General features: G+C 73.7%; 11 protein-coding genes. 5 read left to right on the top strand and 6 right to left on the bottom strand.

Going from position 1 to position 8,518, the window contains the following annotated elements; genetic code table 11:
• On the bottom strand, positions 1–408 hold a 408-nt coding region (locus tag ABD323_RS24820), incomplete at its 3' end, for an AfsR/SARP family transcriptional regulator (protein ID WP_344444151.1).
• 197 nt (positions 409–605) lie between these two features.
• Here ABD323_RS24820 and ABD323_RS24815 point away from each other — a divergent pair.
• On the top strand, positions 606–1,418 hold the full coding sequence (locus tag ABD323_RS24815; protein WP_344444150.1) for a site-2 protease family protein: 813 nt from the start codon (positions 606–608) through the stop codon (positions 1,416–1,418).
• A 20-nt stretch (positions 1,419–1,438) separates the two neighbouring features.
• On the opposite strand, the gene ABD323_RS24810 is transcribed toward ABD323_RS24815, so the two are convergent.
• Entirely contained in the window at positions 1,439–1,630 is a 192-nt protein-coding gene (locus tag ABD323_RS24810) for a hypothetical protein (protein ID WP_344444149.1), read from the bottom strand.
• A 157-nt stretch (positions 1,631–1,787) separates the two neighbouring features.
• Positions 1,788–2,486 carry an NADPH-dependent F420 reductase gene (npdG, locus tag ABD323_RS24805; RefSeq protein WP_344444148.1) on the bottom strand — a complete coding sequence of 233 codons (699 nt, stop codon included), beginning with the start codon at positions 2,484–2,486 and terminating at the stop codon, positions 1,788–1,790.
• Between the two features lie 46 nt (positions 2,487–2,532).
• Between npdG and ABD323_RS24800 the strand changes: the two genes are divergently transcribed.
• Together ABD323_RS24800 and ABD323_RS24795 are read left to right on the top strand one after the other, a co-directional pair.
• Entirely contained in the window at positions 2,533–3,207 is a 675-nt protein-coding gene (locus ABD323_RS24800) for a hypothetical protein (protein ID WP_344444146.1), read from the top strand.
• Between the two features lie 151 nt (positions 3,208–3,358).
• Positions 3,359–4,771: an MFS transporter gene (locus ABD323_RS24795; protein WP_344444145.1), complete on the top strand. Its 1,413-nt coding sequence runs from the start codon at positions 3,359–3,361 to the stop codon at positions 4,769–4,771.
• A 31-nt stretch (positions 4,772–4,802) separates the two neighbouring features.
• Here ABD323_RS24795 and ABD323_RS24790 read toward each other — a convergent pair whose 3' ends face one another.
• Complete coding sequence (locus ABD323_RS24790; RefSeq protein ID WP_344444143.1) at positions 4,803–5,045, bottom strand: hypothetical protein; 243 nt, start codon at positions 5,043–5,045, stop codon at positions 4,803–4,805.
• 132 nt (positions 5,046–5,177) lie between these two features.
• On the opposite strand from ABD323_RS24790, the gene map reads away from it, so the two are divergent.
• On the top strand, positions 5,178–6,026 hold the full coding sequence (gene map / locus ABD323_RS24785) for a type I methionyl aminopeptidase (RefSeq protein WP_344444142.1): 849 nt from the start codon (positions 5,178–5,180) through the stop codon (positions 6,024–6,026).
• 72 nt (positions 6,027–6,098) lie between these two features.
• On the opposite strand, the gene ABD323_RS24780 is transcribed toward map, so the two are convergent.
• The gene (locus tag ABD323_RS24780; RefSeq protein ID WP_425556143.1) at positions 6,099–6,806 is read right to left on the bottom strand and encodes a bifunctional DNA primase/polymerase; all 708 of its coding nucleotides are present in this window, start codon (positions 6,804–6,806) and stop codon (positions 6,099–6,101) included.
• A gap of 354 nt (positions 6,807–7,160) precedes the next feature.
• On the opposite strand from ABD323_RS24780, the gene ABD323_RS24775 reads away from it, so the two are divergent.
• Positions 7,161–7,394, top strand: a complete 234-nt coding sequence (locus tag ABD323_RS24775; RefSeq protein ID WP_344444140.1) for a hypothetical protein — start codon at positions 7,161–7,163, stop codon at positions 7,392–7,394.
• Positions 7,395–7,501: 107 nt separating this feature from the next.
• On the opposite strand, the gene ABD323_RS24770 is transcribed toward ABD323_RS24775, so the two are convergent.
• On the bottom strand, positions 7,502–8,188 hold the full coding sequence (locus ABD323_RS24770) for a PadR family transcriptional regulator (RefSeq protein WP_425556142.1): 687 nt from the start codon (positions 8,186–8,188) through the stop codon (positions 7,502–7,504).
• Positions 8,189–8,518: the final 330 nt, after the last annotated feature.

The following is an 8,518-nucleotide window of genomic DNA, read 5'->3' as shown; positions in this document are numbered from 1 at the left end:
CAGGTCGGCCAGCGCCGGGCCGCGCCAGAGCGCCAGCGCCCCGCGCAGCTCGTGCGCCGCCGCGGCCGCGTCGCCGGCCGCCAGCGCCTCGCGCCCCCGCTCGGCCAGCTGCCGGAACCGCGCCAGGTCGCTCTCGCCGCCGGTCAGCCAGTAGCCGCCGGGGCCCGAGCCGACCTCGGCCCGCCCGATGGTGCGGCGCAGCCGGCCGACCAGGGTCTGCAGCGCCGCCGCGGAGTCCTGCGGGGTGTCGCCGTCCCAGACTTCGGCCACCAGCTGGTCGGCCGGCACCGGCCGGCCCTCGCGCAGGACCAGCGCCGCGAGCAGCGCGCGCAGCCGGGCACCGCCGAGCGGGACCGGGGTGCCGTCGTCGTGATGGGCCGTGGTGGTGCCGAGGATGCCGTAGTGCACGGCACCATTCTGCGGCCTTCGGGCGACCGGATCCGCTGACTTCCGCCCGGGGCGCCCGGTACGCCCGGGGCGGGGAGCGCCCGGAACGCGCGGGCGCGGCGGCACGTTCACCCGGTGTCGCTTGTCCCCGACGTCCGCCACCCGGCATCATCGGTCGGGTCCGCCCCCACACCCCCTGCCTCGGAGAACCGTTTCCCATGAGCTTTGCCGACACACGCCGGTCCGACCGCGAGGAGCGCCGGATCAGCCCCGTCTTCTGGGTGCTGCTGGCGACCATGGGTACCGCCGGCTGGGCCCTGTGGAGCGGCTTCGGCTCGACCGGCTTCGGCGTCTTCCTCTTCGTGGTGGCCGGCTGGATGGTCTCGCTGTCGCTGCACGAGTACGCGCACGCGCGCACCGCGCTGCACGGCGGGGACATCACGATCGGCGCCAAGGGCTACCTGACCCTCAACCCGTTCAAGTACGCCAACGCGCTGATGAGCTTCGTGCTGCCGGTGGTCTTCGTGGTGCTGGGCGGCATCGGCCTGCCCGGCGGCGCGGTCTTCATCGAGCGCCACCGGATCCAGGGGCGGCTCAAGCACAGCCTGATCTCGGCGGCCGGGCCGCTGGTCAACCTGGTCTTCGCGCTGGCCCTGCTGATCCCGGTCGGCTCCGGCTGGCTGGACCAGCTGCCGGGCACCGTCGAGATCGGCGCGGAGCAGGTCGGCGCCCTGCCGGCCGCGCTGGGCTTCCTGGGCCTGCTCCAGCTGACCGCCGCGATCCTCAACCTGCTGCCGGTGCCGGGCCTGGACGGCTACGGGGTGATCGAGCCGTGGCTCTCGCCGCAGGCCCGCCGCGCGGTCCAGCCGTTCGCGCCGTACGGGATGCTCGCGGTCTTCGTGGTGCTGTGGCAGTCGCAAGTCAACCACTGGTTCTTCGCCCGGATCTACGACGTCCTCGACCTGTTCGGGATCAACACGGTCTTCTACGCGCAGCTCGGTTCGTACCTGTTCCGGTTCTGGTCGCACTGACCGCGCGCACCGACGCGGGTCTAGCCGAACTGGTTGCCCTCGGCCGCCTTGGCCAGCCGCTCCTTGCGCAGGTAGTACCAGGCGATGTTGCTGGCGACGCCCGCCAGCAGCACCCAGACCACCCCGAGCCAGTTGCCCTCCACGAAGGAGACCACCGCGGCGGAGACCGCGAGGACGAAGACGATCGAGGCGTACAGGGCGTTGCGGGGCATGGCAACCGGCTCCAGAGGTCGGGGGTGTCGCACCATTCTCGCCGAAGGTCCGGGCCCGCCCACAACGGGGTGACCCGGACCTCGCGTTTCGTCACGAAGCCGTCACACGGTGCCACGGTCCGGGCGGCCGGGAGCCGCTCGGACGTCCGGGCCCCGCTCAGACGTCCGTGACCCGCAGCCCGGCGTGCGCCTTGTACCGGCGGTTGACCGAGATCAGGTTGGCGACCAGCGCCTCGACCTGGTGGGCGTTGCGCAGCCGGCCCGCGAAGACGCCGCGCATGCCGGGGATCCGGGCGGCCAGCGCCTGCACCAGGTCGGTGGCCGCGCGCTCGTCGCCCAGCACCAGGACGTCGGTGTCGATGCTCTCGATCTCCGGGTCCTGGAGCAGCACGGCCGACAGGTGGTGGAAGGCCGCCGTCACCCGGGACTGCGGCAGCAGGGCGGCGGCCTGCTGGGCGGCGCTGCCCTCCTCCGGGGTGAGCGCGTACGCGCCCTGCTTGTCGAAGCCCAGCGGGTTGACGCAGTCCACCACGATCTTGCCCACCAGCTCCTCCCGCAGGGCGGCCAGCGTCTCGCCGTGCCCGTCCCACGGCACCGCGACGATCACGATGTCGCTCTCGCGGGCGACCGTGGCGTTGTCCGCCCCCCGCACGCCGAGGCCGAGCCCGGCGGCGGCCTCGGCGGCCCGCTCGGCGCTGCGCGAGCCGATGATGACCCGCTGGCCGGCCTTGGCCAGCCGGTAGGCCAGGCCACGGCCCTGGTCGCCGGTGCCGCCGAGGACGCCGACCACCAACTGGGAGACGTCGGGCAGTTCCGCTGCGGCTGCCGCACTGGTCGCTGAATCGAGGGAAGTCATACCGAGATCCTGCCAAAGGCCGGGCCCCGGCTCCATCCTGGGCGCCATGGATCCCCTGAGAGTTTCGGCACTTCGGCAAGGACTCGCCGGCACCGAACTGCTGGCGGCGACCCGGGCCTTCGCGGGGTCGCTGCGCGGCGCGGTCACCCGGCGCTCGGCGCGCGGCCTGCTGCTGGTCGGCTCGGACGGGTACGAGCCCTGGCACCTGGCCGCGCACCTGGACGAGGAGGCCGCCTGGTCGGACCTCCCGCTGCTGGCACCGACCCTGATCCGCCACCGCCCCGAGGACGGTGGGCCCGCCGTCGGCGGGTCCGGCCCCGAGGGAGCGCTCCCGCTCGGTACCGTCCCGGCCGTTGCCCCACCTGCGGCCACGCCCCCGCCGCACCTGCGGCACGGGCTGCCCCGGCTGGCGGCGGCCGGGCGCGGCGAGACGGTCCTGGTGGTCAGCCCGCAGGCCGCCGGCGCCGGTCTGCTGGAGCGCCTCGCGGACGCCCGGCGCGGCGGGGCCACCGTGCTGGCGCTGGCCGCGGACGACCGGGCCGACGACGGCGAGCTGACCGCGCTCGCGCACCGGAGCCTGACGGTGGACAGCGCCGCGGCACCGGAGTTCGACCTGGTCCAGCACCTGGTCAGCGCGGCGGCCGGCGAACAGCCGCGGCGCACCGACCGGTTGGCCCGGCTGGTCGCCAGGTTCACCACCGAGCCGGTCAACCGCTGGTGACGACGGTCGCCGGCGAGGGCCGGCCCCCGGCGGCGCCCCCCGCCGCCAACCACGACGGCTGCCGTACCGGACCGCGGCGGGCCCGGACGCGGCGGGCCCGGACCGTTAAATGCGTTGCCCCGCGGGCCCGGGCGGCGCAGGATGGCGGCCTGTGAGCAAGCAAGCAAGCCTCCTCAGCCGGCTTCGCCCGGATCTCGCGCCCTGGCGCGCCTCCCGGGACTTCCGACTGCTCTGGGGCTCGGGGTGCGTCTCCACCTTCGGCAGCTTCCTCACCTACGTGGCCGTCCCGCTGCAGATCAAGCAGTTGACCGGCTCCTACGTCGCGGTCGGCCTGGTCGGCGCCGTCGAACTGCTGCCGCTGATCGTCTTCGGGCTCTGGGGCGGCGCGCTCGCCGACGCGCTGGACCGACGGAAACTGGTGCTGGGCTCGGAGGCCGGGCTCGGCCTGCTGAGCGGTCTGCTGCTGCTCAACTCCCTGCTGCCGCACCCGATGCTCTGGCCGATCTACCTGGTCGCGGGCCTGGTCGCGGCGCTGGACGGGCTGCAGCGCCCGGCCCTGGACACCCTGGTCCCGCGGATCGTCGAGCACCACCAGATGACCGCCGCCTTCGCGCTCATCTCGCTCTACCGCAGCGCCGGTTCGGTGCTCGGCCCGGCGCTGGCCGGCGTGATCGTCGCCTTCGCCGGGGCGCACACCGCATACGCGCTGGACGTCGTCTCGTTCGGTGCCTCGCTGCTGCTGCTCGTCAGGGTGCGCGCGGTGCCGCCGCCCTCCGGCGCCGTCAAGCCCTCGGTCGCGGCCATCGCCGCCGGGGTGCGGTACGCCTGGAGCCGGCCCGAACTGCTGGGCACCTACGTGATCGACATCGCCGCGATGTTCTTCGCCTTCCCCACCGCGATCTTCCCCTTCCTCGCCGACGACCTGCACGCGCACTGGGCGCTGGGCCTGATGTACGGCGCCTCGGCGGTCGGTTCACTGGTCGTCTCGGCCACCAGCGGCTGGGCCTCGGCGATCCACCGGCACGGGCGGATGGTGGTCCTGGCCGCGCTCGGCTGGGGCGCCGCGATGACCGCCGCCGGGCTCGTCGGCAACATCTGGCTGGTGCTGCTCTTCCTGGCGGCGGCGGGCGGCGCCGACATGGTCAGCGGCATGGGCCGCTCCACCATCTGGAACCAGTCCATCCCCGACGAGCTGCGCGGACGCCTCGCCGGGGTGGAACTGCTCAGCTACTCGGTGGGCCCGCAGCTGGGCCAGGTCCGGGCCGGTGGCACGGCCGCACTGGTCGGGGTGCGCGGCTCGGTCTGGCTCGGCGGGCTGGCCTGCGTGCTGAGCGTGGCCGGGCTGGCCACCGCGCTGCCCCGGCTGCTCGCCTACGACGCGCGCACCGACCCGCACGTGGCCGCCGTCCGGGCCCAGCGCGAGCGGGCCACCGAGCCCGCCGACGGCGACGCCCCCACCGACGACGCCCCCGAGGGGACCGCCGAGGGAGCCACCGCCGAGCCCGCTGCCGGCGCCACCGCCCCGGCGACGGCCGCGCTCGACCCGTCCGCCGCCCAGGCCTGAGCGGGCCGAGACCCCGTCAGCTGAGCCCGGCTCAGCTCGGCCCGTCCCCCGGCGCGTCGGGGTGCGGGCGGTCGTCCCAGCGCGGATCGTCGCGCCACTCGCGGTTGCGCTCGGCGGCGGTCTCCAGCGCGCGCCCGGCCTCCTCGCGCGTCGCGTACGGGCCGAGCCGGTCCTTGGCCGGGCACTCCGGCCCCTCCTCGACCTTGCCGTGCTTGAGGCAGTAGAACCACTCGCCCGGGTTCCCGGTGGGCTTGTGGCGGAATCCCATCGGCATGGGGACTCTCCGTTCTCGGGTGGTGCGCCGTGTTCCGGTGGTGCGGGTCTGCCGTGATCATTCCCGACCGCGTCCGCACCCACACCATCGGGGGCTCGGGCCGGTGGGGGACCGACCGATAGACTCCCCGCCATGGCTCACCTCGTTCCCGGTATCCAGTCCCCCCTGCGCAAGGTCCCGGCGCACATCGCCAGGCCGGAGTACGTCGGCAAGCCGATGCCGACCCCGTACACCGGGCCCGAGGTGCAGAGCGCGGAGACCATCGAGAAGATGCGGATCGCCAGCCGGATCGCCGCCCGGGCGATGGCGGCGGCCGCCGAACTGATCGCCCCCGGCGTGACCACCGACGAGTTGGACGCCGTCGCGCACGCCTACATGTGCGACCACGGCGCCTACCCCTCCGACCTCGGCTACCGGGGCTTCCCCAAGTCGATCTGCACCTCGGTCAACGAGGTGATCTGCCACGGCATCCCGGACTCGACGGTGCTGCAGGACGGCGACATCGTCAACATCGACGCCACCGCGTTCATCCACGGGGTGCACGGAGACCTGAACGCCACCTACCTCTGCGGGGACGTGGACGAGGAGTCGCGGCTGCTGGTCGAGCGGACCCGGGAATCACTCGCCCGGGCGATCAAGGCGGTCAAGCCGGGTCGTCAGATCAACGTGATCGGCCGGGTCATCGAGTCCTACGCCAAGCGGTTCGACTACGGCGTGGTGCGGGACTTCACCGGGCACGGGATCAACACCTCGTTCCACTCCGGCCTGATCATCCCGCACTACGACAGCGACCGGGCGACCGAGGTGATCAAGCCCGGGATGACCTTCACCATCGAGCCGATGCTCACCCTGGGGACGTACGACTACGAGATCTGGCCGGACGGCTGGACGGTGGTCACCAAGGACCGCAAGCGCACCGCGCAGTTCGAGCACACCCTGGTGGTCACGGCGGACGGCGCCGAGATCCTCACCCTCCCGTAGGGCTCGTCATAGCGGCCGGCCACCGCCCCGGGGCGGTGGCCGGCCGCTCGAGCCGGTCAGCCGGTCAGCTGGTCAGCCGATCAGCCACTGCTCCTCGGCGACCGCGCCCACCTCGGTGCAGGCGTCGGTGAGCACGTCCAGCACCCGCAGCGGGTCCGGCAGCGGCTGCTCGGGCCCGCGCAGCCAGCGCACCTCGGAGCCGTCCGGCAGCGCGGCCGGCGGCAGCAGCGTGTACGAGCCACGGCAGTGCCAGCGCAGCCCGGGGTGCTCGGAGACGGTGTCCGGGTGGGTGTCGAGCGCGCTCGACCACCACTCGTCCTCGTCCTCCGGGGTGCCACGGGTGCTGGTGAAGAAGAGGTAGCGGTCCTCGCCGACGGCGGCCACCGGGCCCTCCACGCCGAGCGCGGTCAGCCGCTCCAGCGCGAGCCGGCCGGCCTCGGCCGGGACGTCCAGGACGTCGTGCACCCGGCCGGTGGCGGTGATGAAGTTGGCCTGCGGGTCGCGCGAGAGCCAGCGGGCCAGCTGCTCGGCGTCGGTGGTGGCCTGCGACTGCCAGGCGAACGAGACCGGGTGCTGGGCCGGCGCCGGACAGCCGACCCGGTCACAGGAACAGCGGTGGCCCGCCGGGTGCGCGGCGGGCGCCAGCGGGAAGCCCGCACGGACCGCGCCGAGCAGCAGGTCGAGCCGGGCAGCCGGGGACATCCCACCACCGGCGGCCGGACCGGGGCGCTGCCGGTCACGTCGCGGCCACCAAGCCGTCCACCTGCTACTGGCTTCCATCGGGCCCCTTCCGCCTGCTGTGGCTGGTGTGTCACAGCGTTCGACGCGACAACCGGCCCAACACCCGGCACCGCCCGCTGCTTCCCGGGTGCGCCCGGTGGTTCACCGGGTGGCCGGAACCGGGGTCACCGGGCGGCCGACGCCTTTGGTCCACGGTGCGGCGCTCGAGGTCGAGAGCTCGGCGGGCAGGCGCACCGTCGCGCGCCTCACCCGGCCCGCACGGGGCCGCTGACCCGGGCGGACCCCGGGGGCGTACAGAGCAGGATAAGGGAGCACGCGGGCGCCCCGGACCCGGGGGTGTTTGGGATCCCCGGGTCCGGGGTGCGAAGCTGGGCCGATGAGGAGAACCAGGCGATGAGGAGCGCGGACACCGCCTTCTTCGGCGGGCCACTGGACGGGCGGGTGCTGCCGATCCTGCTGAGCCCCTTCAACACCGTGCCCAAGGTCTACCGGGTGCCGGTGCCGGCCCACGGCGACCAGCCGGCCCGCACGCTGGTGTACGTCCGGGTCAAGGAGTACGGCACCAAGGGCCGCTCCCGCTGGCGCTACGAGTACGAGCCGCCGGCCGACGAGGCCCCGAACGACTGAGGTTCGGGGCTCGCCGACCCCGGCCGCCCGACTCGGGGCCGCCCGACTCGGGGCCGCTCGAGTCGGGGCTGCTCGACTCCGGCCTCCTCGGCTCAGGGCCGCTCGACTCAGGCCTCCTCGGCCAGGATCAGGTAGAGCTTCTTGCGCGCCTCCACCAGGACCGCCAGTCCCTTGGCCCGCTGCTCCTCGGTGCCGGTGGTCATCACCTGGCGGATCGCGTGGTCCACCGAGCCCAGCGCCTGGCCGACCTCCTGGACGGCCTCCCAGTCGATTCCCTGGCCGGCCTCCTGCCACGGCTCCGGCGCGCCCGCCTCGGCCTCCGTGCGACCCGCCGCGGTCAGCGTGAACAGCCGCTTGCCGCCGGTCTCCTGAGCCTGGATCAGGCCCTCCTCCTCCAGGAGCTGGAGGGTCGGGTAGACCGATCCCGGCGAGGGACGCCAGGCACCCGAGGTCCGCTCACCGATCTCGGTGATCATCTCGTAGCCGTGCATCGGCCGGTCCAGCAGCAGCGCCAGCAGCGAGGCCCGGACGTCACCACGCCGCGCCCGCCCACCACGCCGCCCGGGACCACGCCCGCGGCCGCCGTGCCCGCCGCGGAACGGCCCGAACGGACCCCCGCCACCGAACGGGCCGCCACCGAACGGTCCACCGGGCGGCATCGGCGGCCCGAACGCCCGGCGCCCCTCCCCGAACTCCCCCGGCATCTCGTCGAACCCCGGCCCCCGCCGGCCCATGCCGCGTCCACGGCCCTGGCCGCCCCGGCCTCCTCTGCTGAACGAATTCTCCGTACGCATGGTGCGCACCACCTCTCGGTTTCACGATCACCGCGATCACTGCGATCGACTCACGACCAGATCGCGATCGTTCGACGTACTGTCTTGATGGCTCAACGATATATCGGTGACTGTCGCTCGTCAACGCCTTCCGGGTGCGCACTGACCTGTGACAGCGAACCTGGACCGCTTGCCATCGAAGGTGGACCGAACGCAGTTCGTGACAGCGATGATGGATCGCCGCAGGTCAGCTACTTGTCCCTCGGCCGCAAGTAGTAGGCGGACAGCGGTTAGCGCTGAGATTGATCATGCTGGCTGAGCCGACACCCCTTGGCTTCCCGGACGAACGCA

This window comes from Kitasatospora nipponensis, from assembly GCF_039528135.1.
GTDB lineage: Bacteria > Actinomycetota > Actinomycetes > Streptomycetales > Streptomycetaceae > Kitasatospora > Kitasatospora nipponensis.
Note: the sequence above shows the minus strand (reverse complement) of the source record. Positions and strands in the feature narration are given on the sequence as shown.